This window comes from Streptomyces sp. NPDC006624 (assembly GCF_040611555.1).
Taxonomy (GTDB): Bacteria; Actinomycetota; Actinomycetes; order Streptomycetales; family Streptomycetaceae; genus Streptomyces.
On the sequence record NZ_JBEXOM010000003.1, the window covers coordinates 235,767 to 257,386 of the forward strand.

Consider the following 21,620-nt stretch of genomic DNA (forward strand, 5'->3'; position numbering starts at 1 on the left):
GTGTCACACCGCGGCCCCGGCCCCCTGCCGCCTACTTGGCGACCTCGAGGGACTGCTTCTCCAGCGAGTCCACCGTCTTGGCGTCGGTCGTCTTCAGCGCGTCCTCGAGCGTGCCCTTGCCGCCCAGCGCCCCGGCGATGCCGTCGCCCATGAAGCGGTAGGTGTCGGTCATCGTCGGACCGAACGTCCAGTCCGTGGTGACGTTCTTGGAGGCGTCCGCGAAGACGTCGAAGACCTTCTGGCCGTCGTAGAAGTCCACCGGCTTCTTCAGCGCCGCCAGTTCCAGACCCGCGGTGGCCGCGGGGTAGAGACCGCCCTCGCGGTTGAGGATCTCCAGCGCCTTCGGGTCGGTGTTCAGCCACAGCGCGAACTTCGCGGCCTCGTAGGGGTGCTCGCTCTTGCCGAGGACGGCCGTGGTCGAGCCGCCCCAGTTGCCGGCCTTGTTCTCGCCCGCGGACCACTGCGGCATCGGGGCCACCGCCCACTTGCCGTCGGTCGCCTTGGCGTTGTCACGGATGGTGCTGTAGCCCCAGGCGGCGCTGACCCAGGTCGCCACCTCGCCGTTGTTCCACGCCTTGTACAGCGCCGGGGAGAAGCCCTGCAGATCGGTCGCGACCAGCTTCTCGTCGATCATCTTCTGCCAGTAGTCGGCCACCTCGCCGGCGGCCGGGCTGTCGACGTCGACCTTCCACGTGTCACCCTCCTGCGCGAACATGTTCGCGCCCTTCTGCCACAGCAGACCGCTGAACCAGTTCGGGTCCGTCTGCGAGAAGTGCGTCATGTACGCCTTGGGGTCGGCCTTCTTCAGCTTCTTGGCGGCCTCGTAGTACTCGTCCCAGGTCTTCGGCACGGCTATGCCGTGCTTCTCGAACAGGTCCTTGCGGTAGAAGAGGGCCATCGGGCCGGTGTCCTGCGGCACGGCCCAGACGCCGTCCTTGCCGTCGGCGCCGAAGGTCACCTGCGACCAGGTCCAGTCGACGAAGTCGCCCTGGGCCTCCTTGACGCCGGCGCACGAGGCGATGTCGGTGAGGCCCTCCTGCAGACGGAAGCTCGCCAGCGAGTCGTACTCGATCTGCCCGAGATCGGGGGCATTGCCCGCCTTCAGGGCGTTCGACATGTTCTGGTAGGTGCCCGCGTTGCCGGCGGGCGTCGACTTGACGGTCACCTGGATGTCGGGGTTCTGGCGGTTCCACTCGGCCACCGCCTTGTCGACGCCGGGGATCCAGGACCAGTACGTGAGCTTGACCTTGCCGTCGCTCTTCTCGCACTTCGCCTGCTCGCCCGACGCGCTGTCCTCGCTGCCCGAGCCGCCGCACGCCGCGGTGGCGAGCAGGGGGAGTGCGGCAAGGGCCACCAGGGCCCGGCGGAACGCGGGGCGATGGGTCCGCAGTGACATGGCGTCTCCTCGGGTACGTGCCGCTCCGCTATGTGTCCCGGTGCGGCGGGGTGTCGACACATTGACTGTTAACTACTCGTAAAGTCAACACATCCCATCGCTAGATAACGGAATCAAACAAGAACCGTTATCGGACGCCCGGGCGCTTCACGGATTGGTCTCTACCTGCGGGGATTGGCTTTGCCGATCACGGGACGGGATTGTCGAACGTTGTCAGAAAACGATTCAGTGAATGTGCGGATGTGAACGTTTGGGGTGGGGTGTGGGGCCCGCCCCGCCCTCGCGCGGTCGGCGGCACCGGGCGGCGCGGCATCCGGCGTGACACCTCAAAGTGCCCTGTTCGACTGGCTGAACGCGGGGTCGGGTGGTCATCGGTGTACGGCGCACGGGGCGGCGCTCGACCGTCACGCCGGGCCGGACTCGGCATATGCGGGCGCATACGGGCCCCCGGCCGCCGCTCACGGGCTCGGCGCACCCGCGAGCGGCCCGTGCCGGGGGCCTCACGCTCAGAGGTGGTCCCGCAGGTGGTCGAAGATCGCCCGGCCGTGGTCGCAGAGCTGGTCGGTCGGGGCAGCCGGGGCTGCTCGCCGTCCAGTGGGTCACGACGCGCACCTTGGCGAGGTAGGCGGGCGCGTGGGTCTCCAGTCACCGGACGGCGAGCGCGGTCTCCGTCGTCGGGCCCCAGTTGAGCACGGTCGGCCCGCCCGCGCGGATCGCCTCGACGAGATCGCCGACGGTGCCGGGCTTCGTGCCCTTGAGCGCGCTGTAGTCCTTTCCGCAGGTGGACGACCTGACCACGGGGCGGATGCGGGAGCCGAAGGCGTCGCGTGCGTAGGTGTGCGCCGCGTCGCAGTCGATCCGGACGGTCGTGGACCCGACGGAGACCCTGGCGATGTCGAATCCCGAGGCGTACGTGCCCAGTGCCGCCAGGGCCACGATGTCGTCACGGTCGGTTCCGCCACCGGGCGCTGAGGTCGCTCAGCACCCAGATCCTGGGCTTCGCGCCCACCGGGTCCGGGTCCGGGGCCGGGGGCCTGGCCGTGGCCCGTCGTCGGAGGTGCCGTCGGGGCGCCGGCGCGCTGCACGACGATCCGGCGGACGCGGTCGTTGAACCCGCCGCCGCAGACGTCGCGGTCGGCGGTGAGGGTGAGGGCGGGCCGGGTGGTGGCCGTGGCGTCGTCGAAGAGACGTCCTCGGTTCATGGGCCGTTCCGTTCTGTCGATCGGATGGGAGGAGGGCGGCGGGGTCCGGAGCGGCACGGCACGCCGGAGGGCATACTCCGCACGCGTCAGGTGGGTTTCACGGGTGCGGGACTTGGATTGTGGATCCGACGGCTGCTACCTGAGAGCGCTCTCAAGAAGTCGTCGGTCCCACCGGCGATCGCGAGAGAGCACCTGACGCCGAACGCGCACAACAGAGCCCTCGCGCATACGCCGTTGCCGAGGTCAGTCGCCGACTCGCCCCCGCCCGGTGACTCCCGTACCGATCGCCCCGTCGGCGGCCAACTCGCCCCGCGTGTAACGGATTCCTGTTTGAAGTGTTGACCGTCCCTTGACCTGAGCCTACGTTGACGGCGACTTGAGAGCGCTCTCAGAAGGGTTGCGCATGAGATTCCGCAGACGTCTCGCACTCCTGTCGGCGGCCGCCCTGGCCGCGACGGGCCTGGTGTCCACCGTCGGCAGCGGTGTCGCCTCCGCCGCCACCATCGAGGTGGGCAAGGGAAGTTACAGCGACACCCGGCCGGCCGGGAGACAGGGGCCGTCCAACAACGGGGGCCAGGCGGTCAAACCGAAGGTCACGCCCGCCATGGCGGACAAGCCGGTGCCGACCAACGACTGGTGGTCCTCGCTGATCTTCCAGCGGTTCGCCTCCAACCCGTGGTCGGAGAACATGTACGGCCACCCCCTCACCTACAAGGCGGTCTCCGGAGGTCTGGAGGTCGGCTATCCCACGGACCATCAGATCGTCGGCGGCGGACGGCAGTACGAGTTCGCGCACAAGGCCGACCTGACCCTCGGCCTCGCGGGCCTCAACTCGCCCGACGCCAAGGCGGACGGGTGGAGCGACTGGACCGTCACCCCGTACTGGAAGGACTCCGCGCGCACCCTGCGGGCGACCATCGGCCACGGCCTGCCGTACGTGTACGCCGAGGGCTCCGGCGGCGCGGCGCAGATCAGTGCGGCGGCCCCGCCGACGGTCTTCGCCGACCAGGGCAACGTCCTCGGCGTCACCATCTCCGGTCACCACTACGCGCTGTTCGCCCCGAGCAGCAGCGACTGGACGGTCTCCGGCAACGAGATCCGCGCCGACCTCGGCTCCAAGGACTACTTCTCCCTGGCCGTCCTGCCCGACAAGGAGGCGCTCGCCGACTACGAGAAGTACGCCTTCAGCTTCGTGACCGGCTCCGAGGTCGACTGGGACTACCGGGAGGGCGACGGCGAGGTCAAGGCGACCTACTCGCTGACCACCGAGGCGAAGGAGGGAGAGGAGACCGGCACCCTCCAGGCGCTCTACCGCCACCAGTGGCTGCACACCTCCGACCCGCTGACCGACCACGCCTACGTCTCCTCGCGCGGCGAGATGAAGGTCCGCGAGGGCAAGTCGTTCACCACCACGCAGAAGGTGAACGGCGTGCTGCCCGGGCTGCCGAGCGCCGCGGGCGTCGACAAGGCGAAGCTGAAGACCTACATCAACGACGTGCTGACGCAGGGTGATCCGTTCAGCGGCGCCATCGACACGTACTGGACCGGCAAGGCCCTGGGCAAGCTCGCCCAGCTCGTGCCCATCGCCGACCAGATCGGCGACACGGCCGCCCGCGACAAGCTCCTCCAGCTCATCAAGGCCCGGATGGAGGAGTGGTTCACCGTCGGCGGTCCCTCCGAGTTCTCCTACGACAAGGACTGGCGCACCCTCATCGGCTACCCGGCCTCGTACGGCAGCGACCAGGAGCTGAACGACCACCACTTCCACTACTCGTACTACGTGATGGCCGCGGCGATCGTGGCGCAGTACGACCCGCGGTGGGCCGCCGACTCCGAGTGGGGCGGCATGGTGAAGGAGCTGATCAAGGACGCCGCCAACCCGGCCAGGGACGACGCCAAGTACCCGTTCCTGCGCGGTTTCGACGCCTACGCCGGGCACAGCTGGGCCGCCGGCCACGAGGCGTTCGCCGCCGGCAACAACCAGGAGTCCTCCTCGGAGTCGATCAACCTCAGCGCCGGCCTGATCATGTGGGGCTCGGCCATGGGGGACAAGGCGCTGCGCGACCAGGGCGTCTACATGATGATGACCGAGTCGGAGTCGATCGCGCAGTACTGGTTCGACGCCGACCAGAAGGTCTACCCCGAGGACTTCACCCATGACGTCGTCGGCATGGTCTGGAGCAGCGGCGGCGCCTACGCCACCTGGTGGACCGCCAACCCCGAGGAGATCCACGGCATCAATTTCCTGCCCGTGACCGGCGGTTCGCTGCACCTGGCCCGCGAGAAGGAGATGCTCCGCCGCAGCGTGACCGAGATGGAGAAGGAGAACGGCGGCCCGGCCGTCGAGTGGAAGGACATCTTCTGGCAGGTCCAGGCCCTGTACGACCCGGGCAAGGCCATGCAGTACTGGAACCAGTGGAACGGCGGCTACGTCCCCGAGGCCGGCGAGACCAAGGCCCACACCTACCACTGGGTCGCCACCATGGACTCCGTCGGCGCGCCGGACATGACCGTCACGGCCAACACGCCGACCGCCGTGGCCTTCACCAAGAGCGACACCACGACGTACGCCGCGCACAACTACGGTGCCGAGGAGTGCTCGGTGGTCTTCTCCGACGGTGCCGTGCTGAACGTCCCGGCGAAGTCGACCGCGTCCGGAGCGGGCGACGACACCAGGCTCGGCACGCTGTGCGGCGCCACGGGCGGCGGCGAGGAACCGCCCCCGGCCGACGAGAAGCCCTCCGCGCCCGGCACCCCGGTCGCCGGCGACGTCACCGAGACCTCGGTCAAGCTGACCTGGGAGGCGGCGACCGACGACAAGGGCGTGAAGAACTACGACGTCCTCCGCGGCACGACCAAGGTCGCCACCGTCACCGGGACCACGCACACGGACACCGGGCTGACCCCCGGCACCGAGTACACCTACACCGTCAAGGCCCGCGACACGGCCAACCAGGTCGGACCGGCCAGCGGCGGCGTGACCGTCACCACCGCGGGCGACCCGCCCCCGCCGTACGTCACGGGCGACACCTTCTACCTGCGCTCCGGCGGCGCGCTCGCCACCGAGGCGACCGCGACGAGTTCCTCGGACACCATCCCGTCCGCGGGCGGCACCAACAACGACGGGACGCCGAAGAACCCGGCCGTCTACGAGGTGAAGAACGTCAAGGGCGCACTGAAGGCGGGCGCGGGCACCGCCTTCGCCTTCAAGGTGGACGCCGGCGCCAACGTCGGCTACGCCCAGCAGGCCCGGGTCTCCTACGACCTGACCGGCGACGGCACCTTCGACCGCGTCGAGACGTACCGCTACTTCGCCACCGACCCGGTCCCCGGCTGGGAGGAGTACTCCTCGGCCCGGCAGGGGCTGCACTCCGCGTCGGGCACCCTGGGCGATCTGAACGGCGGCACCGTCCGCGTCGAGCTGTGGAGCGCGCTCGGCAACGGCCCGTCGACCGTCGAGGTGGGCAAGGGCTCCGTCCTCACCATCCCGTTCGCCTGACCCGGAGGCCGGGCTCCGCCCCGGTGGGCACCCCTCCCGCCCACCGGGCCGGGCCGGGCTCCGGCAGCCGGTCCGAGGTGAGTGCGTGTGCGCGTCGTGCGTCGTGCGTCGTGCGTCGTGCGTCGTACGGCCGGCGCCGGGTGGGCGGCGTGCCGTCCCGGCCGCTGTCCGGAGCCGGCCGCCGTCCCGGGCCGGTCCGCTGCCCGCGCGGGGACCGTGCCCGGCCCGGGGCCTGGTCCGCCGCGGGTGACGGCCGGACGAGATCGGTGACATGACACCGCACCGGGCGGTGGGGCGCCGGGCGGGCGGGGTACTCCCCGCCACGGGGGCTACCGGCTTGTCGCCGGGCGGGGCTCCGTGCTTCTGCGGGTTCGTGCCGCGGAGGTTGTCGGCTTCCCGCCGGGCGGGGCTCGGGGCTTTCCCGGGTTCGTGCCGCGGGGGTTGTCGGCTTTCCGCCGGGCGGGCTCCGGGCTTCCCTGGGTTCGTGGCCCGGGGGCTGCTGGCTTCCCGCCGCGGGGGCTCTCCGGACCGGGCCGTTACGGAACGGAACCAGGCGTCACCGGCCGACGGGATCACCGTCGGCCCCGTCGCCATGGGCGCGCAGCGCCATGTGGCCGCCGTGGTGCAGCGGTGTGCTCAGCCGTACACGGGTCGCCTCGCGGCCCGTCGCCGCGTCGACGAGGTGCACCTCCCCGTGGCCGCCGCGGGTGACCGCGATCCAGTCGGAGCCCGGTGAGGCGGCCACCGCTCGCCGCTGGACGCCCTCCCAGGGGGTGCCGCCGCGCCGCGGAGCGCCGTCCATGGCGGGCAGGGGGACGCGGCGGATGCCGGCGGCGCCCTCGTCGGCGTCCAGCAGTACGAGTTCGTCGCCGTCGGGGTGGATACGGGTGAACGCGGTGTGGCGCCGCGCGAGCGCAAGGCGGAAGACGAGCCCGGGGCCGAGTTCCGTCAGCCGCGTGCGGCCCGTCTCCAGGTCGTGGTGCCATGCCTGGTTGGTCCACTCCGGCCAGCGCAGCGGGTCCGGGTCACCGCCGCGCAGCGTGCTCCACAGTGCCGGCCGGCGGGTGTCGAGCCGGAGGTACCAGCCCCGGGCGGGTGCTCCCCAGGGCAGGATCTCCTCGGCGGCGAGGCCGTGGCCCTCCCTCCGGGCCCGGTGCACCCCCTCGCCCGTGGCCGCGAACACCCGCCCCGCGCCGGGTGACTGGGCGTCTCCGTGCCCGTCATCAGGGAGCGGCAGGAGCGCGTGCGGTGTGACCGCCGGGCAGCCGGGCGCGGCCGCGAGGAGGTCCGCGAACCGGTGCACGGCCAGCGCGCCGGGCTCCCGGTGCCGCAGCACGACCAGCGGGTCGCCGCCGCCCAGCACCGTCACGCCCGGTTCGCCGGCGCGCGTGCGCACCCGCGCCGCGTCCCCGGTGGCCAGGTCGAGGACCGTCAGCAGGTCCGACCAGGGCTCGGTGTTCTTGCCCAGGCCGGTGGTCACTGCCAAGAAACGACCGGACGGGTCGCAGGCGAGGTGCTCGGCCGGTACGGCGACCGGGACCGTGCGTTCCACGAGCCGCTCGGCGAAGGGGTCGAGCACGAGGAGTTCCCCGCGACGGTCGTCGACGCAGGCCACCCGCCCTCCCGGCAGCGCCAGGAACCCGGCGTGCTCGGACAGATGCCGCCCGGTGAGCCGTCCCACCACGGCGCCGTCCGGCACGGTCAGCACATGGACGCAGCCGTCCACGTGGTCGGAGACGAACAGGACGGCAGGGGCAGCGGGCATGGTGTCCTCCGGAAAACAGACTGTTGAAAACGATTATCATGTATCTTCGGTGCGTTCCCGGCACCTGAAGAAGAAGCGAGGGCATCAATTGCTGCGCTCACCGTCCACGTTCGTCCGCAGTTGGATCACCGCAGCGATGGTGGGTTCCGTCCTGGTCGGCTGCGGTTCGTCGTCCCCAGAACCCGCGAGTGACAAGGCCGAGCCCGCGACGAGGACCGAGGTCACCGTCGAACCCATCAAGGCGGCGACGGAGTTGACCGACACGAACGGCGTCGAGGTCTCCCTGAAGAAGAAGCCCGAGCGCATCGTCTGCCTGTTCGCGCTGTGCGACGACATCCTGACCGAACTGGGCGTCGTCCCGGCGGCCACCAACAGCACGCTGCTCGCCCACCCGGACTTCCTGGGGAAGGAGAAGGCCAAGGAAGTCGACGTCATCCCCGGCGGATTCATCGCCCCGGAGGTCGAGGCGATCCTCTCCCACAAGCCCGACCTGGTGATCGGGCTGGGGGACACCCACGGCAAGCTCGCCCCGGCGCTCAAGGGCGCCACCACGTTCTGGGCCATGCAGCCCGAGACGTGGCAGGACAGCGTCGGGTACCTGCGCGACGTCGCCGCGCTCACCGGCCGCACCGCCGAGGGGGAGAAGGCGGAGCGCACCTTCCGGACCAAGCTCGCCGCGGCCGAGAAGACCCCGAGCGAGAAGACCGCGCTCATCATCTACGGCAGTGACGAGAACTTCGGCGTCGCCACCCCGGAGGGCGACGTCACCGCCAGCCTGTTCCCGAAGATCGCCCAGTACCCGTGGAAGTCCCGCGGCGTGGAGGGCAGTTACAGCCTGGAGGAGATCCTCGCCCAGGGCGTCGACGTGCTGTTCGTCGAGACGATGAGCTTCGGCGAGGCGGACGGCAAGCTCTCGGAGAAGCTCGCCGGCAATCCGCTCTGGGGCAAGATCCCGGCGGTGAAGAACGGCGACGTCCACGAGGTCAACTCCGAGGTGTGGGCCAAGGGCCGCGGCACCCGTTCGCTGGGCATCGTCCTCGACGAGGCCACGGCCGCGCTGCGGTGAGGACGCCCCTCTCGGCGCCCGCCGCGGCCGATCGCGCCGCGGCGGGCGGACAGCGGCCGAAGCCCGCGGCCCGGAGGTGGCAACCACCCCTGGTGCTCGTGCTCCTGGCCGCCTCCGCGCTCTGCGCCCTCAGCCTCGGCACCCCCTACGTCCCCCCGCACCGGCTGGCCGCCGCGGTGACGGACGTCGACGGCACCGGTCTCGCCGGGATCGTCGTCACCGAACTCCGTGTGCCCCGCCTGCTGCTGGCGCTCGTCGCCGGAGCCTGTCTGGGGGCGGCCGGACTGGTGCTCCAGGAGGCGCTGCGCAACCCCCTGGCGGTGCCGGAGATGCTGGGTGTGTCGTCCGGGGCCGCGCTGGGGGTGGCCGCGCCGCTGGTGCTGACCCTGTCCCTGCCCGCCGCCGTCCAGCCGCTGCTGGCCATCGGCGGCGCCGCGCTGGGCGGTGGGCTGACGTTGCTGGTCGCGGGGCTGGGCCGCAGTCCGTCCGCCGTGCTGCTCACCGGCGCCGCGGTGGCGGCCGCGCTGCAGGCCGCGCTGCTCGTCCTGATGGTGATGGCCGACCAGCTCGACCTCCAGCTGATCTACCGCTATCTGCTCGGTTCCCTCTCCGCCCGGACCTGGGACGACGTGACGGGACTGTGGCCGTGGCTGCTCGTCGCGGTGCCCGCCCTGGTGCTGTGTGCACCGGTGCTGTCGGTGATGCGCCTGGGCGACGAGGACGCCGAGGCACTCGGCGTGCGTGCCCATCGCGCACGGCTGGCGGCGCTGGCCATCGCCGTGGTGCTGATCGCCCCGGTGACGGCGGTGTGCGGGCCCGTCGCGTGGGTGGGGTTCCTCGCCCCGCATCTGGCCCGCTGGTTCGACCCGGCGGCGGGCCCGGTGCGCTGGCTTCCGTGGTCCGCCGCCTGGGGTGCCGTCGTGGTGACGGCCGCCGACGTCCCGGCCCGGCTCGCACTGGCGCCCGTGGAGACACCGGCCGGTGCCTGGACGGCGTTGCTGGGGGTACCGGCCGGGATCGCGCTGATGCGGTCGGGCCGCCGGGGCGGACCGGCCCGACGCGGCCGGACCGCTTCGGCCGCCGTGCGTGCGCTGCTGCCCGGAGCGCACCGCCCGGCACCGGGTGCGGCGGGCGACGTGCCCGGCGTCCGTGCGTCGGGCCAGGCCGTCGTGGACGTGCCCGGCGTCCGTGCGTCGGGCCAGGCCGTCGTGGACGTGCCCGGCGTCCGGGCGTCGGGCCAGGCCGTCGTGGACGTGCCCGGCGTCCGGGCTTCGGGACACGCCCACCCGGACGCGCCCCGCACCCGGGCGTCGGACCGAGCCGTCGCGGACGGGCTCCCCACCCGCGCACCGGCCCACGCCCACCCGAACGAGCCCTCCACCCCGGCATCGGGTCAAGCCCACCCGGACGAGCCCGGGCCCGGCGGCGAGGGTCCGCTGCCTGTCGACACGACCAGAACGGAGGAAGCGCGGTGACCCGGCGTTTCACGGTGCTCGCGGCGCTGGCCGTCGTGTGCGCCGGTGCGGAGCTGGTGGCCGGGCGCGGCATGTCGCCCGGTGTGGTCTGGGACGTGCTGAACGGGGGCGGTGACGCGACGGAACGCCACATCCTCCTCCAACTGCGCCTGCCGCGGATGCTGGTGGCCCTCGGCGCGGGAGCATGCCTGGCCGTGGCGGGGCTGGTCCTGCAGTCCGCCCTGCGCAACCCCCTGGCCGGGCCCGAGGTGACGGGTGTGACCCCGGGGGCTGTGCTCGGCGCCGTCACCGCCACCGCCCTGGGGCTCGCCGGGTGGGACTCGCCGCTGGCCGTGGTCCTCGCCGCCTGCGTGGGCGGGTGCGGCGGAGCGGCCCTGCTGTGGCTGCTGGCCGGGCGCGGGCGCGGTGACCCCGCGCAGACCGCCGTGCACGGGGTGCTGGTGTCGGCGGTGCTCGGCGGCCTCACCGCCATGGTGCTGCTGGTGGAGCCGGGTGAACTCGGCAGCGTGGTGCAGTGGTTGGTGGGCACCACGGAGGGCCGGGTGTGGGAGCACTGGCACCTGCTGTGGCCGTGGGCACTGCTCTGGGGGATCGCCGCCTGGCTGCTGGCCGGGCCGCTGACCCTGCTGCGCTGCGGGGACGACATCGCCCTCGCCGCCGGCCTCTCCGCCCGCCGGGCCCGGACCCTGGCCCTGCTGTGCGCGGTGGCCTTGACGGCGGGCGCGGTGGCCGCCGTCGGGGCGCTGGGCTTCGTCGGGCTGCTCGTCCCGCATCTGGCCGTCGCCGTCTTCGGCGCGGACCTGCGGGCGAGCCTTCCTGGTGCCGCCCTGGTGGGGGCGGTCGTGGTGTGCGGGGCGGACGCGGCGGCGCAGCTGTCCTCGCGGCTGCTGGCGACGGCGCTCGACTCCGGGGGGCTCACGCTGCCGGTCGGGGCGCTCACCGCCTGCCTCGGCGCCGCGCTGTTGCTGGTCGTCGTGCGCCGCACGCCGAGCCGTTCGTTCTGAAGTCGACCGGAGGACAGAGCATGACCGAGTCCGTGGGGATCCACGTCGAGGGGGTCCATTTCGGCTACCCCGGACGACCCGTGCTGCGGGGCGTCGACATGACCGTCCGGCCGGGCGAACTGACCGCCCTCATCGGCCTGAACGGCTGCGGCAAGTCGACCCTGCTGCGGCTGGCCGCCGGGCTGCTGCGCCCCGGCGAAGGGCGCGTGCTGCTCGGCGGGGACGACCTCGCCCGCCTCTCCCGGCGCGCCACCGCACGCAGGGTGGCGCTGCTGCACCAGTCCGCCCCCGCCGTCCCGGGGATGACGGTCGGTCACCTCGTCCGTCAAGGGCGGTACGCGGCCCGCGGCCCGCTGGGCATGCTGCGTGAGGGCGACGACCCCGTGGTGCGCCGGGCGCTGCGCGACGTCGGGGTGGAGGAGTGGGCCGACCGTGACGTCGACGCGCTGTCCGGCGGGGAACGGCAGCGGGTCCGGCTCGCGATGGCGCTCGCCCAGGACACCCGCGTCCTGCTGCTCGACGAGCCCACCACCTACCTGGACCTGCACCACCAGCTCGACGTGCTGCAGACCGTGGTGCGCCTGCGCGAGGAACGCGGGCTGACGGTGGTGATGGTGCTGCACGACCTGGCCCACGCCGCCCGGTTCGCCGAACGCGTCGTCGCCCTGCGCGACGGCCGTGTGGTCGCCGACGGCACGCCCCAGGAGGTCGTGACGCCGGGGCTGCTGGCGGACGTGCTGAAGGTGGCGGGCCGGGTCGGCCGGGACCCCGAGGGGGGCTGGCCGGTGTGTTATCCAGATCACCCCCTCCCCGCACTAGAATATGAAAATCAGATTCATTAAGGTGAGTGTCACGGCGCTCAACCGAACGCCGTATCTCCCCGTAGATGAAGGAGAGTTCATGGACCGCGAGCAGGTCTTCGCACCGATCGCCGACCCGGGTCAGCTGGCGCACGACTCGGCCTCCCACTCCAACGCCCTCGTCGAGAACCCCTTCGAGGACACCGAGGAGTAAGCGAGGGCCTAGCCACCCTCGACCGTGGGCCCGCCCGTTGCCTTCCGGGCGGGCCCCTTCCCGTCCCGCACCCCCCGCACCCCGTCGTCAGGAGGATCCCCGTGTCCCGCAGCCGACTCGTCCCCGGTGCCGAGGTCGTCGCCGTACCCGGGCGAGGGCTCGCCGTCCGTACCCCGGAAGGGGAGTTCTTCAGCGTCCGGACCGGGGACGCCGACGAGGACGCCCTGCTCTCCTTGCTCACGGGCACCGCCACCGGTCCGATGGACGACGAACTCGCGCGTGTGCTGCGGGCGTTCGAGGAGACCGGCTATCTGGCCGAAGAGCCGCCCGACCCGGAGTGGCCCGCCGCCCGCCGGGACATCCGCCTCCTCGGCGACCCGGTCCTGACCGCGCCCCTCGCCGAGCAACTGACCGCCCTGGGCGCGCGGCCCCGCACCACCTCGGCCGTGACCGCCTCCGGCACCACCCCGGCCGTGACCGCCTCCGGCACCACCTCGGCCGTGACCGCCTCCGGCAGCACCTCGACCGTCACCGACTCCGGCAGCACCCCGGTGACCGTCGACGACCTGCTCGACGGGGACCCCGCCGCCGTCGTGTGGTGCCTCGACGGACCCGTGCCGGACGGGCTGTGGGACGCCGCCGACAGCCTGCCCCAGCACGGCGTCGCATGGCTGCGCTGCCACCGCGAGGGCTGGCAGGCGTACGTCGAACCGGTGGCCGCCGCACCCGGCGACGTCACCTCGGCGCACGTCCGCTCCCGCCGGCTCGCCGCCACACCCGCCCACCGCGAACTGGCCGCCTACTGGAGCGGACCCCGCACCTCCGGCGCCCCGGTCCGGCTCGCCGCCCCCGCCGCCACCCTGCTCACGGCCCTCCTCGCGGACGACCTCGCCCGATGGGCCACCGGCGCCCCCGACCGGACCGGCCTCCCGGCCCGCCGCCGGCTCCGGCGCGTGGACCTGCGCACGCTGACCGTCACCGAGCACCCCGTCCTGCCGGTGCCCGACGTCGCCCCGATGCCGAAGAGGGACACGTGACGGCGTTCAGCGCGCCGGTGGGGGAACTCGCCACCGACGTTCAACTCCCGGACGGGGACGGCCCCTTCCCGGCCGTCCTGCTGCGCACCCCCTACGACCGGACACGGCACCGCGCCGAGGCGCGCGGCTGGGCCCGCCGCGGGTTCGCCGCCGTCGTCCAGGACGTACGGGGCCGGCACGGATCACCGGGGGAGTGGCACCCGTACGCCCACGAGACGGCCGACGGCGCCGCGACCGCCCGCTGGATCCGCCGGCAGCCCTGGAACGACGGCCGGCTGGTCGCCTCCGGCGCCTCCTACGCGGCCCACTGCGCCCTCGTCCTCGCCCTCGACGCGCCCGAGGAGGCACGGCCCGACGCCGTCATCGCCGCCGTGCCCGCCCTCGGCGCGGCCGAGACGGCACGCGAGGCGTCCGGCGTGGAACGGCTGCTGTCCCGCGCCGGATGGTGGGTCGCCCACGGCGACCGCCGGGACTCCGACGAGAGCGCCCTGGACAAGGCCCTCGCCGCCGACCCCGGGCTGCTCACCCACCTGCCGCTCACCGAACTCCCCGAGCGGCTGGGCCGCGCCCTGCCCTCCTGGGCCGGCCTGTGGCGGCGGCACGACCGCGGCCGCCTCGTCTCCCGGGCGGCACACGCCGGTGTGCCCCTGCTCGCCGTGGGCGGCCACCACGACCACTTCACCGAGGACACCGTCGCGCTGTGGCGGCACTGGGGCGGACCCTCGGCCCGGCTGCTGCTTGGCCCCTGGGGGCACGGCCTCGTCACCGCCCCCGGACCCGACGCCGGCCCGGCCCACCGGCTGAACCTCGGCGACCTGTACGTGCGCTGGGCCCGGCGCGCCCTGGCCGGCGACCTCGCACCCGGCCGCCACGGCGCGGTCGCGCTCGGCGGCGCCGGACTGTGGCTGCCCGCAGGCACCGAGGGCGAGCCGCGCGCGCAGCGGCTGCGGCTGCTGCACGGCGCCGCCTTCACCGCCGACCCCGGCCGCCCCGTCCGCTCCGACGACCTCACCGTCCCCGCCGACGGGCCCGCCGACCGCTGCCTGCTGCTCTCCCCACCGCTGCCGCGTCCGCTCGACCTGGCCGGACCCGTGCGGGTCCGGCTGCGGGCCACCGCCCACACGCCGTCCGCCGACTGGGCCGCCCGGCTCGTCGCCCTCACGCCGCAGGGGACCGCCGAGCGACTCGCCGTCGGCATCCTGCGGCGCGCGGAACCGGCGGGCCGGGAGAGCGGGTTCACCGTCGAGCTCGGCCGGCTCGCGCGCCGGCTGCGGGCCGGCACCCGGCTGCGCCTGGAGATCGCCGGACACCACTTCCCGGCCCACGCCCGCAACCCCCACACCGGCGACGACCCGATCACGGCCGTCCGGCTGGACGCCTCGCGGCGCGAGGTCGACCCGGACAGCGTGACGCTGACCCTGCCCGTGCTCCCCTCCCGTCCCACCCCCACCGACCCCGCCGAGGAGACCCTGCGATGACGGCGCTGCCGCTGGAAGCACTCGTCGACCCCGTCTGCGGCATCGTCCGCAAGGTCAAGCCCGTCGAGCACCCCGCGGGCGCCCCGCCCCGCTACACCGCGCTCACCGCCGAGATATCCGACGCCCGCAGACTCGGGCTGTGGCCCGCCGACCGGGTCTCCCTCGGCACGACCTTCGGCGACCCCGCACAAGCCCGCATCGCCGCCATAGCCGAGGGCGTCGAGCGGTACTGCGGCAACCGCGTGCCGCCGCCCGGCCACCCCGACGCCCCCCTGCGCGCCACCGCCGCCGAACTGGCCGAGAAGGGCCTGCGGCTCTACGGCCCCGGCGACCTGCCCGCCTACGCCGACTGGCAGTACACCCGGGAGAAGTTCCCCTACCGCCCCCTCACCGAGACCACCCCGGCCCTGTGGACGCGCGGCACCGAACGGCTGCCCGGCGGACGGGAGGCGGAGGTCTGGGCACCCGTCGCGCTCACCCACCTCAACTGGCGTCAGGGCGCTCTGCGCGAGCTGCCCCGCACCCACCACCTCAACTACGCCGGGATCGCCACCGGCCAGGGCCTCGACGACGCCGTCGACCGCGGCCTGCTGGAGATCGTCGAACGCGACGCCCTGGAACTCTGGTGGCATCTCGACGGCCCGGCCCGCGGCATCGACCCGGCGAGCGTGCCCGGCCTCGCCGACGACCTGGCCGGCTCCGCGCTCGACGTCCACATCGTCGAGATGCGCTCGGAGTTCGCCCCCTGCATGGCCGCGCTCGTCCACGACCCGCGCCTCGGCCTGTACGCCGCCGGGTTCGCCTGCAAGTACGACCCGGCCGAAGCCGCCCGCAAGGCCGTCCTGGAAGCCGTCCACACCTGGGTCTTCACCCAGGGCCTGACGGACCCCGACGGCTGGGTGTTCCAGGCCGTGGAGGCCGGGCTGCTCGCCCGCGGGCTCTACCTGGAGCACCGCGCCGACGGACGCTACCTCGACGCGTGCGGCGGGCAGTTCGAGCACGTCCGCGACCTGGGCGCGCACGTGCAGGTGTGGCTGGACGAGCGGATGGCGCCCGAGGCCCGGCGGTTCACCGCGCCCGCGCTCGGGACCGTGCCCGTCGACGCGGTCGAGCCCGGCAGCCGGGAGCGGCTCCTCGGCGCGCTGCACGCGGGCGGCCACCGCGTGATGACCTTCGACCTCACCACAGAGGACGTGGCCGAGACGCCCCTGCGCGTCGCCCGGGTCCTCGTCTCCGGACTCCTGCCCAACGCCCCCGCCGCCTTCGGCTACTTCGGCTGCCCGCGCCTCGCCGAGGCCGCCGTCGCGCGCGGCTGGCGCACCACCCCGCCGAGCGCGCCGGAGGACTTCACGCTGGCGCCTCCGCCGCACATGTGAGGGACGCGGTGGAACACCCCCACGAGGACCGCCCGGTGGAACACCCCCACGAGGACCGCCCGGTGGACCTCGTCGCCGCCCTCGCCCACGCCCGCTCCGCGCAGCGCCCCGGACCCGACACGTCCGCCGGGGCAGCCGTCCGCGCCTGGCCCGGACCGCCGCTGCCCATCCCGCGGTCCGGCCCGGCGGACCTCGACCTGGGAGCCCTGCTGCGCCTGTCCCTGGCGGCCTCGGACGACTCCGGACGCCTCAGGCCCGCGCCCTCCGCCGGTGCGCTGCACCCGGTCGACACCGAACTGGTCGTGGGCACCGGCTGCTCCCTGCCACCCGGCCGCTACGGCTACGACCCGCTGCGCCACCGCGTCCACCACCTCGGGCGGCACCCCGACGGCACGCCACCGGGCGTGACCGCGCGGCTCACCGTCACCGCGCGGCGCACGGTCTCCCACTACGGCCACCGCGCCTGGCCCCTGCTGCTGCTGGACACCGGGCACGCCGCCGCCGCGCTGTACCTCGCCGCCCACGCGCTCGGCACGCAGGAGCCGGACGTACGGCTCGACGGACTCGCCGAGAGCCCGCTGGCCGCCGTGCACATCCCACCGCCCGGCGACCGCGACCCGGCGCACCCCGCCGACGGCGCCCGCACCTCGGCGGCCGCCCGGCCGGCACCGCCCGACGCCGCCCCGGATCCCGCGCCGCCCCTCGGGCAGCCGCCGGATGGCCTGCCCGCTTCCGCCGAGCTGTTGGAGCGCCGCAGTACCCCGCCGCCGCTGTCGGAGGGCGCGCCCGCTCCCGGCGAGGCGTCGGCGCGCCGCGCTGCCCGACCGGCGTCGGTGGACGGTGCCCGTGCTTCCGCCGAGTTGATGGCGCGCAGCAGCACCCGACCGCAGTCGCCGGAGAGCCCACCGGCTCCCGCCGAACTGCTGGCCCGCCGCACTGCCCGACCGCAGTCGGCGGAGGGCCTGCCCGCTCCCGGCGAGGCGTCGGCGCGCCGCACCGCCCGACCGGCGTCGGTGGACGGCTCGCCCGCTTCCGCCGAACTGCTGGAGCGCCGCAGTACCCCGCCGCCGCTGTCGGAGGGCGCGCCCGCTCCCGCCGAGGCGTCGGCGTGCCGTACTGCCCGACCGCTGCTGCCGGGCGGCTCGCCCGCTCCCGCCGAACTGCTGGCGCGCCGCAGCACCCCGCCGCCGCTGCCGGGCGGCCCGTCGCAGGACGCGCTGCGGGCGGTCCTCGGCACCGCCGTACGGGCGAGCACCGCGCTCTTCCCGCCGGCCGCCGCCGACGGCCTGCGCTGGAGCGTGGCGGTCGGTCCGCCGCGGCCCGGCCTGGCCGAACTCGCCCCGGACGGGACGACGCTGCGGCGGTACGCGGCGGGCGAGGCCCGTCCGGCGCTCGCCGCCTGGGCCGCGGGACAGGCCTGGATCGCCGACGCGGGCGCCGTCCTGCTCGCGCACGGCTGCCCGGCGGACGCCGACGCCGCGCACATCCGCCGCACCCACCTGGTGGCCGGCTTCGCCGTCCACCTGGCCCATGTCACCGCCCTGCGCCACGGGCTGGCCGCCCGGCCCGTCGGCTCCTGGCAGCAGGCGGATCTCGGCGCCGCGCTCGGCGCCGCCCCGGGCCGCGACTGGGTCGTCCACGCCCTGGCCCTCGGCACCCGCCACGCCGACGAGGAGAACACCACGTGATCGTCCACCCCGAACTGCGCCGCGCCGCCGGACACGCACGGCGCCCCCTGCTCACGGCCACCCTCCTGCAGGGCGCCGTCACCCTCACCCACCTGGCGCAGGCCGCACTGCTCGCCCTGGCGCTCGCCGCCCTGGCCCGCGGCGACACCGGCCGGCTCCCGTGGCTGCTGGCCGCGGTGCTCGCCGTCGTCGCCGCCCGGGCCGGACTCGCCGTGTGGCAGCGGCGCACCGCCACCCGGGCCGGAGCCCGGGTCAGGGTGGCCCTGCGCGACGAACTCCTCACCCGCCTCGGCCGGTTGGGGCCCGCCCACCTGACCACCGCGAGGGCCGGAGCCGTCCGCACCACCCTCGTGGAGGGCGTGGAGGGCGTCGACGCCTACGTCTCCCGTTACCTGCCCCAGCTCCTGATCACCCTCACCGTGCCGCCCCTGGTCCTCGCCGCCCTGGCCCTGGTCGAACCGCTCGCCCTGCTCGGCCTGGTCCCCGCCCTGCTCCTCGCCCTGGCCGGGCCGCGCGCCTGGGACCGGCTCCTCGCCGCCCGCGGCAAGGAACACTGGGACACCTACGAAGGACTGGGCGCCGACTACCTGGAGGCCCTCCAGGGCATGCCCGCGCTGCGCGCCGCCGGCGCGGTCGGCCGGACCCGGGCACGCCTGGAGAAGCGGTCCGCGGCGCTGCACCGGGCGACCGTCGCCAAACTGCGGGTGTCGCTGGCCGACACCGGCATCACCGACCTCGCCATCCAGGGCGGCACCGTCGCCGCCGCGCTCCTGGCGTGCCGGTCGGCCGTCACCGGATCGACCACGGCGACCGGCACCTACCTGATGCTGCTGCTGGCCTCCGAGTGCTTCCGGCCGGTCCGCGACCTGGCCCGCGAGTGGCACGCCGGATACCTGGGCGTGTCCGCCGCGGACGGACTCGCGGCCCTGCGCACCGCCGAGCCGGCCGTCCCCGACACCGGTACGGCCCCCGCACACTGGCAGGCGCCGCCCGAACTGCGCTTCGAGAACGTCCACTTCACCTACGACGGAGCACCGGCACCCGCTCTGCACGGCGTCTCCTTCACCGCGCAGCCGGGCCGGACCACCGCGCTCGTCGGCCCGTCCGGCGCGGGCAAGTCCACGCTCCTGGCCCTGCTCCTGCGCCACCACGATCCGCAGCAGGGCCGGATCACCCTCGACGGGAGCCCCACGACCGCCTACGCGCTCGACGCGCTGCGCCAGGGCATCGCCGTCGTCTCCCAGGAGACGTACCTCTTCCACGCCACCATCGCCGACAACCTGCGCCTGGCCCGGCCGGACGCCACCGACGAGGACCTGACCCGGGCGGCGCGCGTCGCCGGCGTCCACGACGAGATCGCCGCCCTCCCCGACGGCTATGCCACCGTCCTCGGCGAGCGCGGCGCCACCCTCTCGGGTGGCCAGCGCCAGCGCCTGGCCCTCGCGCGGGCCCTGCTGGCGGACGCCCCGGTGCTCGTCCTCGACGAGGCCACCAGCTCCGTCGACGAGCGCCGCGAGGCGGACATCGTCCGGGAACTGCTGAACGCCGCACGCGGCCGGACCGTCCTGGTGGTCGCACATCGGCTGGACGCCGTCCGGCACGCCGACCGCATCGTCGTCCTCGACGAGGGACGGGTGGACGCCGTCGGCGAGCACGCCGAACTCGTCGGGGCCGGCGGCGTCTACACGCGGCTCGTCGAGGCCGGCCGCGCCCACCGAGGAGAACTCGCCGCATGAGCACCGCCACCCCCACCACCACTCCACCCAGCGCCACCACCACTCCAGCCGCCACCACCGACGCTCCCCGCGACCCGGACGCCCCCGCGCGGGGCGCGCTGCGCGCCCTCCTCCCCGCCCTCGCCGAGCACCGCGCCATGACGGCACGCACCTGCGCCGTCGCGCTCCTCGAACAGGGCTCCCTCGTCGCGCTGCTGACCCTGGCCGCGCACACCGTCGGCACCGCCGTCATCGAAGGACGCGCCCCCTCCGCAGCCACCGTCACCGCGCTCGTCGCCCTGGTCCTCGTCCGCGCCCTGACGACTTGGCGGGAGATGGACCTGTCGCACGACCTCGCCTACCGGGTGCTGGCCGCCCTGCGGATCCGCGTCTTCGACGGGCTGGCCCGCAGCGCGCCCGCCCGGGTCGCGGGCCGGCGCAGCGGCGACCTCGCCGCCACCGCGATGGCCGACGTGGAGGCACTGGAGTTCTTCTACGCCCACACCACGGCCCAACTGCTCGCCGCGGGAACGGTGTTCACCGGCGGTTCCGTCGTCCTCGCCGCCGTGGAGCCGTGGCTGCTGACCGCCGTGCTGCCGGTCGCGGCCCTGCTCGCCGCGGCGCCCTTCGCCGACGCCCGCGCCCGCGCGGCGCGCGGCAGCCGCACCCGCACGGCCGTGGCGGGACTGTCGGCCGACACCGTCGAGACCGTCGACGGGCTGCGCGAACTGCTCGCCTTCGGCGCTCTGGAGCAGCGCCGCCGCCGACTGGCCGAGCGGGGGCGGCAGGTGGGCGACGCCCAGCGCGCCGAGGCCACCTGGGAAGCCGTCGCGGGCGCGGTCCGCGACCTCCTCATCGTGGCCGCGGTCCTCGGCGTGGTCGCGGCGGCCGCCCAGTCGGTGACCTCCGGACGCCTGCACGGCGCGTGGGCCCCGGCGGCGATGACCCTGGCCCTGTCCGTCCTCGGCCCGGTCGCGGAGTCGGCCCGCGCCCTCAGCCAGGCCGTGGCCCTGCGCGCCGCCGCCGCCCGCGTCGGCGCGGCCGTCACGGCCCCCGCGCTCGCGCCGCCGCCCGCCGCACCCCGCGCCCTGCCCCCGGGACCGCTGGGCGTCCGGCTGCACCGGGTGCGGTTCGACTACGGCGGCGGGCCCGTCCTGGACGGCGTCGAACTGACCGTCCGCGCGGGGCAGACGCTCGCGCTGGTCGGCGCCTCGGGCGCGGGCAAGTCGACCTGCGCCCACCTGCTGGCCCGCTTCTGGGATCCGTCCGAGGGCGCGGTCCAGCTGGTGCCCGCCCACGGCGACCCGGTGGACGTGCGGGAGGTCAGCGACGAGGAACTGCGGCGCACGGTCGTCCTCGTGGGACAGGAGACGCCCCTGTTCCACGGCACCCTCGCCGAGAACCTGCGGCTCGCCGCACCCGACGCGGACGACGACCGCCTCACCGAGACGGCACGGCTGTGCGGCGTCGACCGCATCGCCCCGATGGACACCCTCGTCGGCGAGCGCGGCGCGACGCTCTCGGGCGGCCAGCGGGCCCGCATCGCCCTCGCCCGCGCGCTGCTGGCCGGGCCGAGGGTCCTCGTCCTCGACGAGTCCACCGCCCACCTCGACAACGCTGGCGACGCCCAACTCGCCACCGCGCTACGGCAGGAGGGCCGCACCACCATCGTCATCGCACACCGCCGCACCACCGTCCGCCGCGCCGACCGCGTGGCCGTCCTGGAGGAAGGCCGCATCACGGAGGAAGGCACCTGGGAGGAACTCACCGCCCGCCCGGACAGCGCGCTCAACCGCGTACTGGCCACGACTCCTTCGTGAGCGCGGGGCGCCCGGGGCGGCTGCGGACGTCCGGTGGCTCGGGGGCCGGGCAGGAGGACGGGACGGGCAGCCGGCGCACGGGCCT

The 21,620-nt window shown here is 74.6% G+C and carries 14 protein-coding genes and 1 pseudogene; 12 read left to right on the plus strand and 3 right to left on the minus strand.

Annotated features, from left to right (window positions below; all coding sequences use genetic code 11):
* Positions 1-31: 31 nt before the first annotated feature.
* Complete coding sequence (locus ABZY20_RS07475; RefSeq protein ID WP_356437931.1) at positions 32-1,396, minus strand: sugar ABC transporter substrate-binding protein; 1,365 nt, start codon at positions 1,394-1,396, stop codon at positions 32-34.
* A gap of 645 nt (positions 1,397-2,041) precedes the next feature.
* On the minus strand, positions 2,042-2,332 hold the full coding sequence (locus tag ABZY20_RS07480; protein ID WP_356437934.1) for a hypothetical protein: 291 nt from the start codon (positions 2,330-2,332) through the stop codon (positions 2,042-2,044).
* A gap of 669 nt (positions 2,333-3,001) precedes the next feature.
* Here ABZY20_RS07480 and ABZY20_RS07485 point away from each other — a divergent pair.
* Complete coding sequence (locus ABZY20_RS07485; protein ID WP_356437936.1) at positions 3,002-6,097, plus strand: glycosyl hydrolase; 3,096 nt, start codon at positions 3,002-3,004, stop codon at positions 6,095-6,097.
* 556 nt (positions 6,098-6,653) lie between these two features.
* Here the strand turns inward: ABZY20_RS07485 and ABZY20_RS07490 are convergent.
* Complete coding sequence (locus ABZY20_RS07490; RefSeq protein WP_356437939.1) at positions 6,654-7,862, minus strand: hypothetical protein; 1,209 nt, start codon at positions 7,860-7,862, stop codon at positions 6,654-6,656.
* 136 nt (positions 7,863-7,998) lie between these two features.
* On the opposite strand from ABZY20_RS07490, the gene ABZY20_RS07495 reads away from it, so the two are divergent.
* From ABZY20_RS07495 to ABZY20_RS07545, 11 genes and pseudogenes are all read left to right on the plus strand, one after another.
* Positions 7,999-8,928, plus strand: coding sequence for an ABC transporter substrate-binding protein (locus tag ABZY20_RS07495; RefSeq protein ID WP_356438671.1), 930 nt, complete (start codon positions 7,999-8,001; stop codon positions 8,926-8,928).
* A gap of 89 nt (positions 8,929-9,017) precedes the next feature.
* Positions 9,018-9,986 (plus strand): annotated as a pseudogene (locus ABZY20_RS07500) (iron ABC transporter permease); the annotation flags it as partial.
* Between the two features lie 413 nt (positions 9,987-10,399).
* Positions 10,400-11,407: an iron ABC transporter permease gene (locus ABZY20_RS07505; RefSeq protein ID WP_356437941.1), complete on the plus strand. Its 1,008-nt coding sequence runs from the start codon at positions 10,400-10,402 to the stop codon at positions 11,405-11,407.
* 20 nt (positions 11,408-11,427) lie between these two features.
* Positions 11,428-12,249: an ABC transporter ATP-binding protein gene (locus ABZY20_RS07510; protein ID WP_356437944.1), complete on the plus strand. Its 822-nt coding sequence runs from the start codon at positions 11,428-11,430 to the stop codon at positions 12,247-12,249.
* Between the two features lie 58 nt (positions 12,250-12,307).
* On the plus strand, positions 12,308-12,421 hold the full coding sequence (gene amiA, locus ABZY20_RS07515) for a streptamidine family RiPP (protein WP_356437947.1): 114 nt from the start codon (positions 12,308-12,310) through the stop codon (positions 12,419-12,421).
* A gap of 101 nt (positions 12,422-12,522) precedes the next feature.
* Positions 12,523-13,458, plus strand: coding sequence for a hypothetical protein (locus ABZY20_RS07520; RefSeq protein WP_356437950.1), 936 nt, complete (start codon positions 12,523-12,525; stop codon positions 13,456-13,458).
* Positions 13,455-14,936 carry a CocE/NonD family hydrolase gene (locus ABZY20_RS07525; RefSeq protein WP_356437953.1) on the plus strand — a complete coding sequence of 494 codons (1,482 nt, stop codon included), beginning with the start codon at positions 13,455-13,457 and terminating at the stop codon, positions 14,934-14,936. The genes ABZY20_RS07520 and ABZY20_RS07525 overlap by 4 nt, the downstream gene beginning before the upstream one ends.
* Entirely contained in the window at positions 14,933-16,312 is a 1,380-nt protein-coding gene (locus tag ABZY20_RS07530; protein ID WP_356437955.1) for a YcaO-like family protein, read from the plus strand. Before ABZY20_RS07525 ends, ABZY20_RS07530 begins: the two co-directional genes overlap by 4 nt.
* Before the next feature lie 35 nt (positions 16,313-16,347).
* Entirely contained in the window at positions 16,348-18,000 is a 1,653-nt protein-coding gene (locus tag ABZY20_RS07535) for a nitroreductase (RefSeq protein WP_356437958.1), read from the plus strand.
* Positions 17,997-19,736, plus strand: a complete 1,740-nt coding sequence (locus ABZY20_RS07540) for an ATP-binding cassette domain-containing protein (RefSeq protein ID WP_356437961.1) — start codon at positions 17,997-17,999, stop codon at positions 19,734-19,736. Before ABZY20_RS07535 ends, ABZY20_RS07540 begins: the two co-directional genes overlap by 4 nt.
* Entirely contained in the window at positions 19,733-21,535 is a 1,803-nt protein-coding gene (locus ABZY20_RS07545; RefSeq protein WP_356437964.1) for an ABC transporter ATP-binding protein, read from the plus strand. Before ABZY20_RS07540 ends, ABZY20_RS07545 begins: the two co-directional genes overlap by 4 nt.
* Positions 21,536-21,620 lie beyond the last annotated feature (85 nt).